The 18,340-nt window shown below is 46.7% G+C and carries 13 protein-coding genes; 3 read left to right on the top strand and 10 right to left on the bottom strand.

Annotated features, from left to right (window positions below):
• Window positions 1-20: 20 nt before the first annotated feature.
• Window positions 21-788: a zinc ribbon domain-containing protein gene (locus tag ACLTOH_RS04895; RefSeq protein WP_412223505.1), complete on the bottom strand. Its 768-nt coding sequence runs from the start codon at window positions 786-788 to the stop codon at window positions 21-23.
• Between the two features lie 142 nt (window positions 789-930).
• On the opposite strand from ACLTOH_RS04895, the gene ACLTOH_RS04900 reads away from it, so the two are divergent.
• Entirely contained in the window at window positions 931-2,232 is a 1,302-nt protein-coding gene (locus ACLTOH_RS04900) for a transposase (RefSeq protein WP_412223507.1), read from the top strand.
• Between the two features lie 517 nt (window positions 2,233-2,749).
• On the opposite strand, the gene ACLTOH_RS04905 is transcribed toward ACLTOH_RS04900, so the two are convergent.
• The 7 genes from ACLTOH_RS04905 to ACLTOH_RS04935 all read right to left on the bottom strand — a co-directional run bounded on the left by ACLTOH_RS04905 (window position 2,750) and on the right by ACLTOH_RS04935 (window position 12,644).
• Window positions 2,750-3,643: an ROK family protein gene (locus ACLTOH_RS04905; protein ID WP_227734002.1), complete on the bottom strand. Its 894-nt coding sequence runs from the start codon at window positions 3,641-3,643 to the stop codon at window positions 2,750-2,752.
• A 28-nt stretch (window positions 3,644-3,671) separates the two neighbouring features.
• Entirely contained in the window at window positions 3,672-4,838 is a 1,167-nt protein-coding gene (locus ACLTOH_RS04910) for an MFS transporter (protein ID WP_412223508.1), read from the bottom strand.
• Window positions 4,825-6,183 (bottom strand): glycoside hydrolase family 28 protein, encoded by a 1,359-nt coding sequence (locus ACLTOH_RS04915; protein WP_118538093.1) that lies wholly within the window; start codon window positions 6,181-6,183, stop codon window positions 4,825-4,827. Before ACLTOH_RS04915 ends, ACLTOH_RS04910 begins: the two co-directional genes overlap by 14 nt.
• Before the next feature lie 22 nt (window positions 6,184-6,205).
• Window positions 6,206-9,328 (bottom strand): alpha-mannosidase, encoded by a 3,123-nt coding sequence (locus ACLTOH_RS04920; protein WP_412223509.1) that lies wholly within the window; start codon window positions 9,326-9,328, stop codon window positions 6,206-6,208.
• Window positions 9,329-9,404: 76 nt separating this feature from the next.
• A complete protein-coding gene (locus ACLTOH_RS04925; protein ID WP_227063484.1) occupies window positions 9,405-10,286 on the bottom strand; it encodes a carbohydrate ABC transporter permease in 882 nt (293 codons plus the stop codon).
• A complete protein-coding gene (locus tag ACLTOH_RS04930) occupies window positions 10,270-11,184 on the bottom strand; it encodes a carbohydrate ABC transporter permease (RefSeq protein ID WP_117465050.1) in 915 nt (304 codons plus the stop codon). The genes ACLTOH_RS04925 and ACLTOH_RS04930 overlap by 17 nt, the downstream gene beginning before the upstream one ends.
• A gap of 125 nt (window positions 11,185-11,309) precedes the next feature.
• On the bottom strand, window positions 11,310-12,644 hold the full coding sequence (locus ACLTOH_RS04935) for an ABC transporter substrate-binding protein (RefSeq protein WP_117465049.1): 1,335 nt from the start codon (window positions 12,642-12,644) through the stop codon (window positions 11,310-11,312).
• A gap of 339 nt (window positions 12,645-12,983) precedes the next feature.
• Between ACLTOH_RS04935 and ACLTOH_RS04940 the strand changes: the two genes are divergently transcribed.
• Together ACLTOH_RS04940 and ACLTOH_RS04945 are read left to right on the top strand one after the other, a co-directional pair.
• Window positions 12,984-14,774, top strand: a complete 1,791-nt coding sequence (locus tag ACLTOH_RS04940; RefSeq protein ID WP_337536461.1) for a sensor histidine kinase — start codon at window positions 12,984-12,986, stop codon at window positions 14,772-14,774.
• Window positions 14,749-16,272, top strand: a complete 1,524-nt coding sequence (locus tag ACLTOH_RS04945; protein ID WP_412223510.1) for a response regulator transcription factor — start codon at window positions 14,749-14,751, stop codon at window positions 16,270-16,272. The genes ACLTOH_RS04940 and ACLTOH_RS04945 overlap by 26 nt, the downstream gene beginning before the upstream one ends.
• 31 nt (window positions 16,273-16,303) lie before the next feature.
• On the opposite strand, the gene ACLTOH_RS04950 is transcribed toward ACLTOH_RS04945, so the two are convergent.
• Together ACLTOH_RS04950 and ACLTOH_RS04955 are read right to left on the bottom strand one after the other, a co-directional pair.
• On the bottom strand, window positions 16,304-17,158 hold the full coding sequence (locus tag ACLTOH_RS04950) for a sugar phosphate isomerase/epimerase family protein (protein WP_412223511.1): 855 nt from the start codon (window positions 17,156-17,158) through the stop codon (window positions 16,304-16,306).
• Window positions 17,159-17,171: 13 nt separating this feature from the next.
• Complete coding sequence (locus tag ACLTOH_RS04955) at window positions 17,172-18,326, bottom strand: Gfo/Idh/MocA family oxidoreductase (RefSeq protein ID WP_337536465.1); 1,155 nt, start codon at window positions 18,324-18,326, stop codon at window positions 17,172-17,174.
• Window positions 18,327-18,340: the final 14 nt, after the last annotated feature.

Consider the following 18,340-nt stretch of genomic DNA (forward strand, 5'->3'; position numbering starts at 1 on the left):
AAATTTTCTTTTTGTTAACATTATCTCTTTTTATAAATCAGAAGCTCCGGATTTTCACCATTCTTCTCATATGTACATACCAGAATAAAATCCATACCTGCCAGAATGCCAAAGCATCTGTCTCCTCCGTATTCAGACTCCAGTTGGTTCCCCAGATAGGTTTTCTGATCATCAAGGAATTTCATTTTCTGTCCATTTGGCAGACTATATTCCAGATTCACATGTTTCCCCACAAGTGCATTTAGTTTATCTACCCTGGGAAGTCCGTCTATATGCAGATCATTTATTTCATTTATCAACTGCATTTTAAACTCTTCAAACTGCCCATTGTCACTAAGTTCATCATACCTTTTCCAGTAATCCAATTGGGGAAGCATTTCTTTCAGATAAGAACGTACCTGTTCTTCGGTAAAGTTTTCATTTACCATATTCTTTACACACACATCAATCAATTCATCCATATTATTATATGTGTATGTTCCATCTGCATAGCACCATTTGCAATACTCCTCATTTAATGTGCCATCTTTATCACGTCCCAATATGGAATCATCATCAATTGGCATTCCACAGCACTGGCAGATCAGCTTTCTGGGTTCTCCCAAAAGCGTATTGATGGAAACATCAAATTCTTTTGATAAGAGCTTAAGTGTATCAGTATTGGGAACGGTATCACCGTTTTCCCAACGCGATACCGCCTGCCTTGTAACCATGATTTTATCTGCCAGCTCGTCCTGTGACATTCCTCTTTCTGTGCGAAGTTTCAAAATTATATTTTTTGTTTCCATAGTCATCACCTCCATAACCATATCATATTAGCCATGAGCAAAACTCCACATACTCAGTATTTATGCATGTTTGCGAGGCATGGCAACCTCTTTTATCACTCCAAATTTATAGTAACAACCAGCTCCAAATGGTATAATTAAGTTGTCAAAATCAATTCACCGAGAGGAGCTGATTGTTATCTATCGTCAAGAAATTTTGAAAGACATCCGTCTTTTCACTTCACAACCAGTTGCAAAGTTTTACGATTCACTTTTTCTGAATCTCGATTTATCCTTTGTCCCTGAATTCCCTAAAACCGGACGAAAAGGCTTTTCCAATCATGCCATGATTTGTTCGTTTATCGTTATGAAATGTGAAGGCTTTTCAATGATTACGGATCTTGTTGATTATCTTAACAACAACCTTCTAATCGCCCATTACTGCGGTTTTGATATTTCTGCTCCGTTGCCTTCTTACTGGACGTTTGATCGTTTTCTAAAACAGCTTGATAACGGTGTACTTTCATCCATTATGAAATCCCAAGTTCTTTATCTTTCAAAACAAGGTATTGTTGATACATCTTTTATTGGTTTGGACTCTACTCCGATTGCTGCAAACACTTCACAGAATAATCCTAAATCTTTTCTATCCAACAAATTTAAGCCTGATAACCAGCCCAAAGCAGATACTGATTGCAAACTTGGCGTACATACTGCTTCTAACCAAACAAACGAGAAAAAGTATGAATTCTACTGGGGGTACAAAAACCACGTCCTTGTTGACTGTATTTCAGGTCTTCCCATTTATGAACTGACCACTACCGCCAATGTCCATGATTCCACTGTTGCGCTTGATATTTTGGCTGACACACATACCTTTCTGCCGATAACCGAATGTACCTTCCTTGCTGATAAAGGCTATGATGTTAAAAATATCTATAATCAGGTACAGGAACTCTACCAAGGCGAATGTATTATTCCATTAAACAAACGATCCACCAAAAATCCAAAACTTCTTCCACAGGGAAATCCTGTCTGCGATGCCGGGCTTGCCATGTGGAAGGATGGTAAATTTTCTGATAATGGACGTACACGCCAAAAATTCTGCTGCCCACTAAAATCAAGCAAAGACGCTGATTGTCCCTGCCATCACAAAAATTTTTACAACGGCAAGAAGCATCGCGGCTGTACAAAATACATCACCATTCCCGATGATTTAAGACTCTCCGTCGACAGAGACAGCAAATATTTCAAAAGTAATTACTCTCTTCGTACAGAATGTGAAAGATACAATTCACGTTTCAAAAATACAGGGCAGGAACGTATGTGGGTAAGAAATAAATCATCTGTTACCAACTTGAATACAATTGCCCATATAAGTCTGTTAGCGGTTGCTGTTGCGGCAATCACCACCGGCACAGGGCAATCCTATCGTAAGCTTAAAGCTGTAAAGCGGATCGCATAATAAAGAGCTATTCATATCTCCCCATTTGCGTAGGTTCTGGACTTACGTCAGCTTTGCTATGTCATAAATTCCCATTCTTTCCGATTTGCAAAAGCTAACTGCCAAATCCAACTGTTAAATCAATTCGTTTTGCTCATCTCTCATATCATATAGATAAATTCATGTTATGAAAAGCAACCTGCTGTTGCCATACTCTATGCCTGTCATCCACCAAAATATTTTCGGCACTTTTCGCTTTTAGTGCCAAAAGTGTATTGACAAAATTATGATTATTTATTACATAATTTCAAATCTTTGTTACACGTTTTCATCTCCGCAATCTTGGAACTGCCCAGCAACGTTCCACACACCACTTACAGTCCCCCGGCGTCTCGGCGGTGCCAACCCCGACACGACGAAACCGGATTCTCCCGAGATCCTTGCCTTATAGGACCGCAAAAAAGAGGGCGAGATCGCCGAAAACTCTCTGGTGATCTCACCCTCTCTGGATTATCAACCGCTACTTCATCAAGCCTCCTCACAGATTCTTCCCGCATTCCATCAGGTATGCATCCATTCCCAGACACATTGCACCGATGATTCCGGGGTTCTCGCCCAGTGCAGGAGCCACCACATACTGTGACATATCCTTCGGCAGGCTGGTCTCCGGCAGATAGCCATTCAGAAACTCCACCGCATTCTGTCTCACCATGTCGAAAACCTTCTCCTGGTGCATCACACCGCCCCAGAGAATGATCTTCTCCGGCGAGTAAGTCAGCATGTAATCTGCCACAGCCTGTCCGATGTAGTAACTTTCCAGTTCCCAGACATCCTCTCTTCCGGCCAGTTCAGCTCCCTTTCTGCCATACCTGCCCTGAATCGCAGGACCGGAAGCCAGTCCTTCCAGACAGGCACCGTGATAAGGACAGCAGCCTTCATAGGTATCCTCCGGGTGCTTGCGCAGGAAGATATGTCCGCCCTCGGGATGCATCAGGCCATGCAGCAGTCTGCCGTTAATATATGCCCCTACACCTACTCCCGTACCAATGGTGATATAGAGTGCATTCTCACACCCCTTGGCTGCGCCGAAGCGTACCTCGCCAAGCACTGCTCCATTGACATCTGTATCAAAACCTACAGGGACTTTCAGTGCTTCCCGGAACGCTCCCGCAAAATCATAAAATCTCCATGCCAGCTTCGGAGTGCTGGTAATATAGCCGTAGGTTGCTGATTTTTTATTCAGATCCACTGGGCCGAAACAGCCGATCCCCAGTGCCTCGATTCCTTTATCCTGAAAATATGCTATCATTTTCGGCACCGTACTCTCCGGTGTCTCCGTAGGGAATACTGCCCTGTCGAAAATCTTTCCCTGCTCATCTCCTATGGCACATACCATCTTTGTGCCGCCGGCTTCAATTCCGCCTAATTTCATTCTGACATCCTCCCAATACAACTTTTTACTATGCCTGTTCCCTGTTCAGGATCCGCTTATGGAACACCAGCACAAACAACAGAGTAAAGAGTATCATTGCTGCCGGCATGATCAGAAAGCTCCTGCCATATCCTGTTTTTTCAGCAATGTCTCCGTAAATATAGTTAAATCCAATATCAAACAGGGATGCCACACTGATGATCAATCCGGACATCGTAGACACTTGCGACGGATCATAAAGTCTCCCGATGGCCATAACCAGTGTCGGATAAATGATCGAGCAGAACAGTCCGGCCAGACTCAGCATCCAGAGTGCCCCACTGAAGATCCCTGCCGCATAAAGCACTGCAGAAATCACAGAAAACAAGGCAATGCTCGGGAATACCTTCAGCCGGTCAACCAACGGAGAAAAGACCAGTCTTCCCACCGTCATTCCGCCAAAAAACAACGCCATATAATTGGCAGCCTTTCCCTGCTCCAGTCCCAGCGCATTGGTTCCGTAGATCACAAACCAGTTCAGCATTCCATGTTCTGCAATAAAGTATACACCAAAGATCACCACCATGACAATCCAAAGGTAGTTTCCCTTCATTTTCCTTCCCTGCCGATCCTTTTCTGCCTTCTTCACTTCTCCGCTGTCCGGGATCTGCAGTTTTAAAATGATCAGGAACGCCAGAACGCCGATGGCAAAAAGCACCCCTGTCACAGCTTTCCATCCGCCAAAATCGTTAGCCAGATTTCCGATCAGACTCTGTCCTCCGCTGGTACCGATTCCCTGCGTAAAGAACAATACATTGACGATCATGGCCGGTGATGTGGCAAAAATGAACGGTGTGATCAGTGTAATGGACGTATTCAACAGCGTAGAAGCTCCCGTTGCCAGGAACATTCCCACCAGCAATGCATAATAGTTATCTGTAAGCAGGAATACCAGCATTGCACACATCCATACTGCGAGAAATCCCAAAAAAGCCTTTTTGCGGTCGATCTTATCCATGATTCTGCCTCCGGCCAGCAGGAAGCACAGATTTCCCGCATAGCTTACGGCTATGATCGTGGACAGCCCCTTTGCCGTCAATGCAAAATGCGTCTGAAAAATGCCGGAGAAAATACCTCTCAGGCTGTCACTGATTCCCAGGCCGACCATCAGGATTGCAAATCCGATGAGAGCGATCCTTCTATTACTCTTCTCCATTCTGGCTCCCATCTTCCGGCTCTTCTACATCGATCCGTACATTTTCTACATTTCCCAGTGTCACGTCCTCCTCGTAAAAAGGCAGGATTCCTTCTTTCTTCGTGATCTGAATATCATGGAAGGAGACATTCTTCACATAATCCGCATAGATTCCGGAAATCTTTGTGTGGATCTCTCCCTCTCCCTGGCAGGGTCTCTTATCGTAGCCGTTGATCTCCCACTTGGATTTCTTATCCAGTGTCAGCCGAATGCCCTCAAAGGTCACATCTTCAATATAATTGTCTTCACTGCCCAGCAGGAAAATGCCGTTTTCTCCCTCGCAGGTAATATTCTGGAAGCGGATATTGCGGATCTTACCGGCCTTAACTCCGGGTTTGCGATCCAGCGCAGTCAGGCAGACAGCCTCCGCTCTTCCCCACCATTCATAAGAGAACCTTCTGGTCTCCATAATGATGTTGGAAAAGATTACATTTTCCACGTTGCCATTATCTCTGATCTGAATGGAAATTCCACGGTTACTTCTGGAAATACAGCAATTTTCCACCAGAATATTCCGGAAGTCAGACTCTCCCTCCGTGCCGAATTTGATGGCAGCACTGGTGGATACCAGGGTACAATTGGTGACCACGATATTTTCACAGGGACCGTATTTCTTATAATCCCCGGAATTTTTCAATACGATGGCGTCATCTCCACATTCAATGTGACAGTTACTGATCCGGACATTCTGACAGTGATCCGGATCGATGCCATCGGAATTCGCCATCTTCAGATTATTCAGCAGGCGGATACCGTCGATCAGCACATCCTTACAGCCTACCAGATGCACTGTCCAGAAGGCACAGTTCGTCAGGCGGACTTCCTTGATGGTCAGATGCTTTACATCCTCCAATAGCAGGAGCGGAACTCTGGGATAATAGGAACCCTCGATATGATAACCCGAGTCATCTCCGTAAAAGACAGATTCATTGCCATCAATGGTACCCTGTCCGGAGATCGTCACATTTTCCTGTCCCAGCGCATAGATAAAGGCATGGAACGGGCGTCCTGCATATTCACTGTTCAGGAAAGAAGGCAGGCCGGATTCATGGGCTGTGATTTTACCATTGTTGCTCAGCGGGTAATAATCTTCTATATTGCTGCTGGCTTTCCAGACAGCGCCCGGCTCCAGATGTACCTCCACATTGGATTTCAACAGCACATATCCGGAAGAATATGTCCTGCCGCCGGGGAAGAGGACTACGCCTCCTCCCTGTTCTGCACACGTATCGATTGCTTTCTGAATGACAGGGGCATCATTGGTCTGTCCATCGCCCACTGCACCGTATTCTAATATATTGATCATAATTTTCTCCTTCGTAACCCTCTCACTTTTTTTCATTCACAATACGCAGGGTCTTGATTTCATAAGGCTTCATAGTAAAGCTCCATCCGTCCTGTGCACGGGTCATATCCGCATTCTCCACCCCGGAAAAATTCTCCATGCAGTCACAGACTGTTACCTGTGCATCCGGAGCAAGTGGGAAGTTCACATGCACTTTGGTACGCATTCCCCAAGTCTCATAGATACGTACGATGATGCCATTGCCGTCCTCTGCTGCTTTCACAGTATCTGCCATCACATTTTCCTCTGCTATCTGCAGCATTGAGAAGCTGTCTTCATAGATACCCTGTACCTTCTCCCATGCCATCGGGCAGTTCAGATCGTAAGCTTCTCTTACCACACTGCCCTTGCGGAAATCTCCCTGATGAGGGAACAATGCGTAGGTAAATTCATGCTGTCCCTGATCTGCATCGGGATTGGGGAAAATACCTGACTTGATCAATGTCAGTCCCATCACACCCTCATGGACATCATAACCGTATTTGCAGTCATTCATCAGTGCCACACCATAACCGGGCTCGGAAAGATCTGCCCATTTGTGTGCGCATACCTCGAATCTTGCACGATCCCAGGATGTGTTCTTGTGTGTCGGCCGCTTTACATTGCCGAACTGGATCTCATAATCCGCTTCATGTGCCAGAATATCCACAGGGAAGGATACTCTGAGCAGCTGTTGATGTTCCTGCCAGTCCACTCTGGTCTGAAAATCGATCCTTGCGGTGTGCCGGTAGAAACGAATGGTCTGTTCGATCATGGAATCCTGGAACCGCCTGCGCACATGTAATGCCGCCGTCTCCGGTCCGTTCTCCAATACTTTGAATTCTTCCACATCAATGACATCCCAGGATTTCTCCAGATATCCCTCGTCAATATTCCAGGCATCGAATTCTGCCGGCCGATCCTCATATACGGTGAGACGGTTACCCATCCTGCCCTTTTGGATCAGTTCCCGGTCCTCCCTGATATCCACCAGGCTTGTGATCTCAGCATTGGCATCAAATCTTACGGTAAAATAGGGCGTTTTGAAGCTTACCGGTCGTCCGTTTTCCTCCATTACAAGCTCAGTGAAACAGTTGTCCTCTCCGGAGTTCACCGCTCTGCACACAGTAACACCGCTGGGTCCTGCTGTTATTTTCTGCCAACTGCCCTCTGCATTCCGGATCAGTGCCGTACGTGCAAAGCTCAAAGGATTCCATACTGCGCAGACCTCCTCATTCTTCTCCGCACGATACCGGAACAGCTTTTCCCGGATGCTCTTCTTCGCTGTTTTCATCATTTCTTCATCCGCAGCAAAAATCTCTTCATACTGTGCGGCGGAATCCTCATACACTTCCTTAATAGAGGAACCGGGCAGAATATCGTGGAACTGGTTCAGCAAAAGCAGTTTCCAGCTGTGTTCCAGTTGTTCCTGTGGATAGAGATACTTTTGATCCAGAAGTGATGCCATTGCTGCATACAGCTCGGTTTCGCCGTTTTTGAACTCAGCCTTACGATTATATTTTTTATTCTGTGCCATGGAAGTATAAGTACCACGGTGGAATTCCAGATATAGTTCACCATCCCATACCGCCAGACGCTTTTTGTCCATTTTGTCTTCCAGAATATGAAAGAATTCCTTCACCCCTGTCTGTCTTGCTGCAGGACATTCCACGATGCTGTGCTCCAGCCTTCTGCTCTGCTCCAGCATCTCTTCTGTGGGGCCTCCACCGCCATCACCATAGCCGTAACAGGTCAGCACCTCAGTGCTCACATCCTTATCCTGATACCGCTGCCAGGTACCCATGAGCTGGGAGGCATTCTGCAGACCATTATAAGTGGTGGAATGGTTTCCCACCATCTTCAGGTCACCCGGCTTCTGATAGTTTCTGGTAGAAATCAGATGTGTCAACACTTCCGTTCCGTCAATGCCCTTCCAGAGAAAGGTGTCGTGAGGAAACCGGTTGAACTCATTCCATCCGATTTTCGTGGTCATAAAATAAGGAATCCCGGATTTCTGCAGGATCTGCGGCAGCGCCGCACTGTAACCAAAGACATCCGGCAGCCACAATACTTCATTTTTTTCCGCACCGAGCTCTTGTTCAAAAAATCTGCGGCCATAGATGATATGCCGGATCAGGGATTCTCCGGAGGAAATGTTGCAGTCCGGCTCCAGCCACATGGCCCCTTCCGCTTCCCACCTGCCCTCTTTGATCCGTTCCCTGATTCTGGCAAATACCCCGGGAGCATCTTCCTTCACGAACTCATAGAGCTGTGGCTGACTGGACATAAAACGGTATTCCGGATATCTGTCCATCAGGTTCAGTACCGTCTCAAAGCTGCGCACTGCCTTTTGTCTGGTCTGACGCAGGGGCCATTTCCATGCCACATCAATATGGGTATGGCCGATACTGTGCACCGTCACCGGATTCGGTCTTCTGTCGGCATAATAAGTACCTTCCAGCTCCTGCGCCGCCATTTTCATGCTCTCAAAGCATTCTGCGGATCCGGGTCTGCGCAGATCCAACAGATTTATGCATCTTTCCAGTGCTTTAAAGCCCTCGATCCTGGATAGATTGTCCTCCGGCAGAAGATCCGCAGCTTCATAGACAGCCTGCATGTCATAATAGAGTCCCGCCGCCTCTTCCCGGTAGACTGCCAGCTCCAGGCGGAAGAAATTCGTACCGGTAAACGTGCCTGCATACGCACTGGAATACGCATAAAAAGCCAGTTCGTAAGTCTCTCCTGCTTTGGCATGCTCCGACAGAATGATAAACTGATGGTTCATATCCAGCGTGGCTGCAAATCTGCCGTTCACATAAGCCATGATCTGGGGATTGTCCGTATTCCAGATATCTGTGGCTCCGGTATTCAGCACGGCACGGACTGTATGCCCCTCCATCTGCTCCGGGATCGCCACATCTGCCAGGAAGAAATAATGCTGATCCAGCTCTCCCCAGGTCTCATTGCGGCCGAAATCCCGGAAATCTTTTCCTTCTCTGTGGAATTCCTCCTCAAAATGGTAATCCGCTTTGGCGATCTTCACGGAAATTACCGGTTGTCTGTCACTATATATCATCTGCTCTACGGCTTCGAGAACAGCTTTGATTCGATTTCTAACAGTGTCCATATCACACTCTCCTCTGATTTTTATCTGAAAACAAGAAAAGCGGGAAGAACCGGAACAGTCTCCCCGCCGAACAGCTTTAGCCCTTGATACCGGTGGATGCAATTCCTTCTACCAGATATTTCTGCATAGTCAGGAAAATAACAAATATAGGAATCAGGGACAAGGTTGCCATTGCAAACATAGCACCCCAGTCAGAACCTGCGGTAGGATCCGAGAACATCTTCAGAGCGTAACTCACCGGATATTTCAGAGGATCGCTTAAGTATAACAGTGCTGCCAGGAAATCATCCCATCTCCACATAAAGGAGAAGATCGCACTGGTTACCAGTGACGGTTTGATCAGAGGAAGGATGATACGGAAGAAGATCGTATAGGTAGAACATCCGTCCATTCTGGCCGCCTCATCCAGATCCATTGGAATCCCCTTGATGAACTGGATATTCAGGAAAATGAAGAATCCCTGACCGAACCACTGGGGAACAATGATAGGAAGGTAAGAACCGACCCAGCCTAATTTATTAAAAATTATGTACTGCGGGATCATTACTACCTGGAACGGAAGCATCATGGACAACAGCATGCAGGCGAACCAGAATCCCTTGAATTTGAAGTTAATTCTTGCGAAGCCGTATCCGATCACAGCAGAGGAAGCCACTGCTCCGATGGTGGATAAACCTGCGATCACAAAAGAGTTTTTGAAGAAGGTTCCGAAATTGTATCCGGCAAATCCCTGCCAGCCTACCTTGTAGTTCTCCAGAGAGAAGTGTCTCGGGATCAATTCCGATGCCGTTCTTATAATCTCATTGGTATCCTTAAAAGAACTAAGTACCATCCATACTAACGGATATATCATCACGCAGGCAAAACAGAAGGTGAAGATATGATAAATCACTCCGATAGCAAATCTTTTTTCTTTATATCCTTTTTTCATACGCTCACCATCAACCTTCTGATTCATAATATACCCACTTGTTCTGGGTCTTGAACAAGATCAGTGTCAAAATTCCTACTACCAGAATCATAAACCATGCAAGTGCACATCCATAGCCAAGTTTGTTATAGGTAAATGCGTTCTGGTACATATATACAGTATAGAAAAGGGTGGTATCCCTTGGTTTTCCCTGTGTAATAATATAGCTCTGTGTAAATGCCATAAAGCCGTTGATCAACTGGTTGATCAGATTGAAGAAAATCGTGGGGGTCAGCATGGGGAGTGTGATCTTGAAGAACTTATGGACACCGCCAGCTCCATCCATGGTGGCTGCCTCATATAAGCTTACGGGAATCTGCTTTAATCCTGACAGGAAGATCAGCATGGAGGATCCGAACTGCCATACTGCCAAAATGATCAGGGTCCAGATTGCAGTATCGGAACGTCCCAGCCATGCGATATCCAGTCCGAACAGACCGTTGATCACACCGTCACTGGCGAACATTCTTTTCCACAGAATGGCAACCGCCACACTGGAACCGATAATGGAAGGAAGGTAATACACTGCTCTGTAAAAGCCGGACAGCTTGGTGCTCTTCACCAGAAGCATTGCTACGATCAATGCCATGATCAGACGAAGAGGTACGGAAAATACCACGTAATACATGGTGACACCGAATACCTTCCAGAATTTCGGATCATCCGTGAACATGGTAATGTAGTTTTCCAGCCCAATGAATGTCGGGGACTGTAAAATATTGTATCTTGTAAATGAAAATGCAAAAGATAAAAGCATGGGAACCATCATGAATGCCAGAAATCCGATAATGAACGGTCCGACAAACACATATCCGGATACGTTAGGACTATCCAGCCACTGGCCCAATGTTCTTTTTCTCTTTGGGGAAGTCTTTTCTTTGCTCATTTTTCCTCTCCTTCTGCCGTTTCTATAACAAGCGCCCGGCTCCCGCCCGATGCCGGATGGGATCCAGGCGCCCTTTGATTACAATTTGTTATAACGGTCTTACTTCAGAAGTCTTACTTCTCGTCTTACTTTGCCGCCTCGCTCAGAATCTTCTGAGATGTGGTTACGAATTCTTCTGCTGCTCCCGCTGCATCTGTATCTCCATAACGCAGGTTCTCAACAATGGTCTTGGCCTGTGCTTCTACTTCACCCTTACCGGAGGGATCGGGATCATCAATAGGAGTTGCGATCTTGGATACTTCTGCGATATAGTCAAATACCTTCTGGGAATTCTCATCCACATTAGGTTTGATTGCTTCTGCCACATCACTGTTCACAGGGATGCCTCTCTCTGCCAGCAGGATATTGTTGCACTCAACGCTGTTGGTGAACCAGTCCAGGAATTTTGCAGCTTCCTCTTTATTCTGAGAAGTCTCGGCGATAGAAAAGAACTGGCTGGGCTTTAAGAACATCGGTTGGGTGGTTGCATCGCTGGTAGTAGGATACATGGTGATTCCCAGATCTCTACCGGCTGTGTTGGCAATACTGATATACTGGTTGGAATAAGAAAAGTCATTCCAGGTAGTTCCGTCAATGATAGGCTTGGTCTCTACTACATCCGGGTTCTTCTCTGCCAGAAGATCAGGAGAAATAGCGGATTCTGCCTTGTTGAACTTATCTACATTAGCGAAGTGGGTTTCGCTTGCAGTCTTGGTTCCTGCTGCCAGTTCATCGAACAAATGAGAGCCCTGGGTTCTTGCGATGACCTGCATCATATTGATGCCGCCATCGTAGTAGGTCTTCACACCGGTCTTCTCGTAAATGGTCTGTCCGATATCATACAGTTCTTCGATGGTCAGCTGCTCGGGAAGCTCTACACCGGCCTGTTCTACGATTTCTTTGTCATATACCATCATAGGAGCATTACTGCCAAGGCTTAATGCATAACAGGTTCCATCAATAGATCCACTATCGATAACGCTGTCTGCAATCTTGCTGGTGTCAATGACACCGCTGTCAATGAACTGGCTCAGATCAGCAAGCTGGCCGCTCTGCTGATACTGTTGCAGATAGGAGTAATCCATCTGGATAATATCGGGAAGGTTGCCGCCTGCTGCCATTGCAGAAAGCTTATCCCAGTAGCCGGACCAGTCGGTAAACTCTACCTTGATCTCTACATTGGGGTTCTGTTCCATGTAAAGGTCAACTGCCTTCTTGGTTACATCATTTCTTGTCTGGTTGCCCCACCAGCAAAGGCTCAGGGTTACTTTGTCACCACTGGCAGCCTGTGCTGCGCTGTTATCACCTGTGGCAGCGGAGCCTGTGCCAGATGCATCAGAACTGCCTGCGCTGCTTCCACATGCAGCCAGAGACATGGTCATCAATACAGCCATAAGACCTGCAATCATTCTTTTCTTCATTTGTTATACCTCCCATACAATCTGTCGGGTATGTGTCCTGCACATCCCTCGTTGTTGTTTTGATGAATTTATTTTATGTCCATTTTGCATAATGGTAAAGTTAAATAACGGTTCTGTCGATGCAAAAAAATGGCTTTTTAACCATAATCTTACATTTTTTTCGTCACATTTTCATACTTTTTTCAGTTTTTCCATATTCCATATGGCATTTTGCATAATTTCGTGTTCAAAAAAAGGTTTCTGAGTGTTCAAAAAACGGCTTTTTGTTTTCTTCCCACGGATGAAAATTGAACTTCCCATATTTTTACTATATAATAACCATGATACGGAGGTTTTTCCATGAGCAATTTATCACAGCGTTTTAATAATCTGTCTTTATATAAGAAAATACTACTGATCCTGTCAACGACATTGCTTTTTGTGTTCTTTGCTTTTGTTGTGGGCATTCAGCTTCTTTCCCAGTATTATGCCCGTGAGCTGTATACTTCCAATGCACAGTCTCTGAATTATGTATCTTCCTTCGTCTCTGCAAGAATGGAGACCGTGGAATCCGGTTCTGCCCGGATCCTGTCCGATACCATCATTCAGACGAATCTCACCGATATCATGGATGCTCCCACCAGTATCCGTAATGCCCAGAGAAAGCAGACGATATATCAGGCTCTCTATCCTTATATTTTTGATGACGACTATATCAAATCCATCAGTCTGATACTTCCTGACGACACACTGATCTGTATGGGAAATACTTCCGATCTGGATGCTTTTCCTCTGGAGGAACTGGCAGAAAATGCAGCAGCCTGCCAGGGGCGTGCCAGCTGGAGTGCACCGGCTTCCCCCGGGAATACCATCGTACTTTACCGGGATATCCGGCAGCTTCGCCATCTGACCCTGGATCATCTGGCTTACCTGTACATAGTGATCGACCTGGACCAGCTGATCAGTGATGCCCTGGAGAATGCCGGATATTCTCTCTCCACGCATTCCCGTTTTATCCTGTTTGCAGGAAATGCGCAGTTTTACCCACAGGAGACTTACCATCCGGAACAGTATTCCAGCCTGCTGCAGCCGCTGAATCATGGCAGCAGCCATTATTCTATTCTTTCCATAGATAAACGAAAGACCTTTGTCATCCAGGGAGATTTTCCACGTACCGGATGGAATTATCTGTATTTTCAGGATTACGATCCGCTCTTTTCTGCGATCCATACCGTTCTGATCCGGATGATCCTGTTCTCCGCCGTGGTCGTGATGATCGCTCTGTTTCTGGCACTGTTGCTTCTGCGCAGGATACTGCACCATCTGGATCTTCTGGTAGAGAAGATCCGCCGCTTCGGACAGGGACTCCAGGATCCGGAGGACACCGCTCACTACGATTACAGTCTCCGTACCGATGAGATCGGGCAGCTGCATGTCAGCTTTGACGAAATGAAATCCAATGTAAAGACTTTGCGGGATAAAAACTATGAAAAGCAGCTGTTGCTCCGGGATACCAATATCAAGATGCTGCAGCAGCAGATCAACCCGCATTTTCTCTACAATACCCTGGATACCATCAACTGGATGGCGCAAAAATACGGTGCCGATGACATCTCCACCATGGTCCGTTCCCTGGGGAATCTGTTCCGCGCTGCTGTCAACAGCAAAGAAGACCTGATCCCTTTAAAAATGGAACTGGACGTTTTAAAGGATTATATCCGGATCCAGCAGATCCGTTTCGGAGACCGGCTGGACTTCCAGCTGCATGTGCCGGATGACATTTCCAATATTTATGTCCCGACACTTTGTATCCAGCCTCTGGTAGAGAACGCATTAAAATATGCTCTGGAATTCAGTGACGATGTCTGTCATATCACCGTCACCATTTCCGAAAAAGACACCGTCTACCAGATTACCGTAGCAAATACCGGTTCCCATTTCGAGGATGATCTCATCTGGAAGCTGGAACACAGGCAGGTCACTCCCCAGGGTTCCGGTGTGGGACTGGTGAATATCAACTCCCGCCTGAAGCTGCTCTTCGGCGACCGGTACGGCTTATCTATATACAATGAAGACGGAATGGCCATTGTACTGCTGTCCATTCCCAAAGAAAGAGAGGATTCTTATGCTCAGATTGATGATTGTAGATGATGAACAGATCATACGTGAAGCACTTTCTTCCATGATCGATTATACCTCCCTCGGCTACAAGGTGATTGCTACCGCCAAAAACGGAATGGAAGCCTATGACCGGATCCGTGATGACTATCCCGATGTTGTGATCACGGATATCAAGATGCCTATTTTGAACGGTCTGGAACTGATCGAACGTGGCTCCCGCATCGACTCCCGGATCACTTTTATCCTGTTATCCGGTTACGGTGAATTCGAATATGCCAAGCAGGCCATGACATACGGGGTCCGCTACTATCTCTTAAAACCCACGGACAAGCAGGAGCTGATCAACTGTCTGGATACGATCCGTGAAGAAAAAAAGCAAAAAGAGGTACAGCAGAAGGCGGAGCAGGCACTTCTGCTGAAGGATATGCAGTCGCCATTAGAACAGGGGCTGCTTATGGAAGCATTGGATCAGCCTGATAATTTTCCCCAGGTATTCAAAAAGTATCAGGGACTTCTGTCCTTTCCCGAAAAGGGACTATATGCCTGTATCTGTTCCTTTGTAGAAGAAACCTATCTGAAAAGTTTTCTAAAGGATATCGTGCGGATTCTGCTTTCCTGCGGAGCAGAAAGTGTCTTTCCTGTGATTTATGTAAAAAACAGTGCTCTTTTCGTCCTGTCCTCTCCCACCCTGGCCCATCAGGAAACGATCCGCCAGTCTTTGGAGGAGCTGCATTATCCGCAACAGTGTGTAACCTTTGAAACCTCTTTTCTCCACGGTGACACTTCGGAAGATTTGTTTGCGCAGATCATATCCAAGATATCCCGCTATGAACGGATCCTGCTGATCCGCCCAGAAACCGGAGAAACCAGGGACTTCCATAACAACATGGCCGCTCCCTGGCGGATTTCCAAGCTGCGTGAGGCATTTACCGCTTCCCCGGCCGAAACGGATATTCCATCTCTGCTGGATTCCGTCTTCACTCCTTCCATGACACCGGATGTTGCGAAGAATATCGCCCTGGGACTTTTCCTGAATCCCGATAACTCCGGACAAGAGCCGCCGCTCGATATTGCCTGTGACTTTTTCCGCCGCCTGTATTCCTGTACCCAGACCTCCGAGATCCGGAAGCTGGCGGAGATCGTACTGCTGCAGGAGAAGGACGAGGCTGCCTCCTCTAAGGGCGGTGCCAACATCAGCCTCTTAAAATCTTACGTGGAAGCCCACCTGGACTGTGAGACCCTGTCTTTAAAATGGCTGGCAGAGAACTATCTCTTTGTCAGTGTCGGCTACCTGAGCAAACAATTTGTAAAGGAGGAAGGCATCCGGTTTTCCGATTACCTGAACAAAAAGCGGATGGAACAAGCCATCCGCCTTATGGTGTACTATCATAATGACAATATCAAAACTATTGCCAGGTCTGTGGGATTCGGCAATAATCCACAGTATTTCAGCCAGGTATTTAAAAAATATACCGGCTATACTCCCACAGAGTATATTGAGAAGGTGGGTGCCTCTGCGCCCTCCTGATGCAGTCTCCCTCATCGTAAGGGAATTACATTCAGTTGTCCAGAAGCTTCATCAAAGCATCATGCGCTATGGTAAATGTCTCAAGACCGCTGAGTACCTTCTTTTCTTTGACAGCAATGCTCCTGCCGTCCTTTTCCAGTGCATGGAAACCCTCAAACTCAAACAGGTGCGGTTCCAGTGACAGGAATCCATCAAATCCGGAGGCTGACAGACGCTTCAGGATCACCGCCACATTTCCGTCACCATAGCCTGCCGGAACTACACTCTGGTCTGACTTCAGTGCATCCTTTACATGGATATAGGCAATATAGGACTTTAACATCTCATAGGCTTCCAGCGTATCCTGTCCGCACTGTACAAAGTTGGCAAAGTCAAAAATAGCTTTAAAATGATCCCCGTAAAAGGTATCCATGAGTTTTTTGCATTCCGGAGCCATTGCTCCATAGATATCTTTTTCATTTTCATGCAGGAGCAGTGTATCATTCGCAGAGGCATAGTCCACGAATTTACCGATCCTGTCGAAGACTTCGCCCTCATAGGCTGCCGGATCACTCTCCTGCGGAAGATAGAAGCTGAACATCCGGATCGTCGGGCATTCCATCTTATGGCTGATCTCCACTGCCCTCTTGAACTCTTCAAAATGGGGAGTGAAATCATCCGTGATCAGAATCTTACCCAAGGGAGATCCCAGGGCAGAAAGCCGGATTCCATTATCATCCAGTGTCTTCTTGATCTGCTCCACTTTTTCATCCGTGTGATAGATCAGATTTTCTCCATCCACTCCACGCATCTCCACATAAGACATTCCCAGTCCTTTCAGTCCTGCGATCTGAGCTGTCAGTTCCGGTGCGATTTCATCTGCAAAACCTGTGATTTTTACTGTCATTCTTTTGTCCTCCTTAATAAGTGCCTGTCGTATCAAATACAATATCAGTGTCTTCCTTTTTTCTGGAAGTGGCACGTTTTTTGTTCAATTCTCGTAAAAACAATTCTTCATCCAACGGCAGTTCCACGGTGCGGTCCAGCCAGCTGGACAGGTGCATGGCATTGGACAGGGTCAGCCCCCGGATTCCCTCCGTTCCCTCTGCCACCAATGGAGTTCCTCTTAAAATATGACCTGCGAACGCTTTCAATACACCAATATGCTGCTCGTTTTGTCCATCCGTCTCAATCTCAATTCTGGAATATTCCGGCTTTTTAAATCCTTCCTTCTCCGTTTTGCAGAAATCACTCACATTGGTGGACAGTTTATCAAAAAATAGTCTGCCTTCCTCGCACACGATTTTTCCCATCTCGAAGGTCAGCTCCAGCCGGTTGGTTCCTGGAGCATCTGCCGTGGTAGTCACGAAGACACCGGTGGCTCCGTTTTCAAATTCCATATAAGCCGTCACATCATCCTCGACCTCGATATCATGCCATTTTCCTTCGTGGCAGAAGGCTCTCACCTTCACAGGCATGCCGCACAGCCATTGCAGCAGATCCAGCTGGTGCGGACACTGGTTCAACAGCACGCCGCCACCTTCTCCGTCCCAGGTTGCCTTCCAGCCCGCCGCATCATAATAGCTCTGATTACGATACCAGTCGGTGATGATCCAGTTGACACGTCGTAGCTGCCCAAGTTCGCCGCTCTGGATCATTTCGTGAAGTTTTCTGTATACACAGTTGGTTCTCTGATTTAACATGATGGCAAAGGATCTGTCAGACCTTTCCGCTGCCTCATTCATCTCCCGTACCTGTTTCGTGTAGACTCCTGCCGGTTTTTCGCTGATCGCATGCAGTCCATGCTCCAATGCATAGATGACGAATTCCGGATGCAGATAATGTGGTGTTGCCACCAGAACGGCATCACAGCTTCCCGAATCAATCATTTTCCTGCCATCATCAAATACCTTGACCGTCTCCGGAAGATTGTTCCTTGCCCAGTCCAGGCGGCTCTGCCAGATATCCGCTACGGCGGTCAGTTCCATATCCGGCACCATCCCTTTCAACACATTGCCTGCATGACCGGTTCCCATACTCCCAATACCAATAATGCCCAGTCTTACCTTTTCCATTTAGACACCTTTCC

It is taken from the genome of Waltera sp. (assembly GCF_046969025.1).
Classification (GTDB): domain Bacteria; phylum Bacillota; class Clostridia; order Lachnospirales; family Lachnospiraceae; genus Acetatifactor; species Acetatifactor acetigignens.

Excerpts from the sequence above, each read along its gene's own strand:
- ACLTOH_RS04895 (WP_412223505.1), bottom strand. The coding sequence starts at position 788 with ATGGAAACAAAAAATATAATTTTGAAACTTCGCACAGAAAGAGGAATG.
- ACLTOH_RS04905 (WP_227734002.1), bottom strand. The coding sequence starts at position 3,643 with ATGAAATTAGGCGGAATTGAAGCCGGCGGCACAAAGATGGTATGTGCC.
- ACLTOH_RS04910 (WP_412223508.1), bottom strand. The coding sequence starts at position 4,838 with ATGGAGAAGAGTAATAGAAGGATCGCTCTCATCGGATTTGCAATCCTG.
- ACLTOH_RS04915 (WP_118538093.1), bottom strand. The coding sequence starts at position 6,183 with ATGATCAATATATTAGAATACGGTGCAGTGGGCGATGGACAGACCAAT.
- ACLTOH_RS04920 (WP_412223509.1), bottom strand. The coding sequence starts at position 9,328 with ATGGACACTGTTAGAAATCGAATCAAAGCTGTTCTCGAAGCCGTAGAG.
- ACLTOH_RS04925 (WP_227063484.1), bottom strand. The coding sequence starts at position 10,286 with ATGAATCAGAAGGTTGATGGTGAGCGTATGAAAAAAGGATATAAAGAA.
- ACLTOH_RS04930 (WP_117465050.1), bottom strand. The coding sequence starts at position 11,184 with ATGAGCAAAGAAAAGACTTCCCCAAAGAGAAAAAGAACATTGGGCCAG.
- ACLTOH_RS04935 (WP_117465049.1), bottom strand. The coding sequence starts at position 12,644 with ATGAAGAAAAGAATGATTGCAGGTCTTATGGCTGTATTGATGACCATG.
- ACLTOH_RS04940 (WP_337536461.1), top strand. The coding sequence starts at position 12,984 with ATGAGCAATTTATCACAGCGTTTTAATAATCTGTCTTTATATAAGAAA.
- ACLTOH_RS04945 (WP_412223510.1), top strand. The coding sequence starts at position 14,749 with ATGCTCAGATTGATGATTGTAGATGATGAACAGATCATACGTGAAGCA.
- ACLTOH_RS04950 (WP_412223511.1), bottom strand. The coding sequence starts at position 17,158 with ATGACAGTAAAAATCACAGGTTTTGCAGATGAAATCGCACCGGAACTG.
- ACLTOH_RS04955 (WP_337536465.1), bottom strand. The coding sequence starts at position 18,326 with ATGGAAAAGGTAAGACTGGGCATTATTGGTATTGGGAGTATGGGAACC.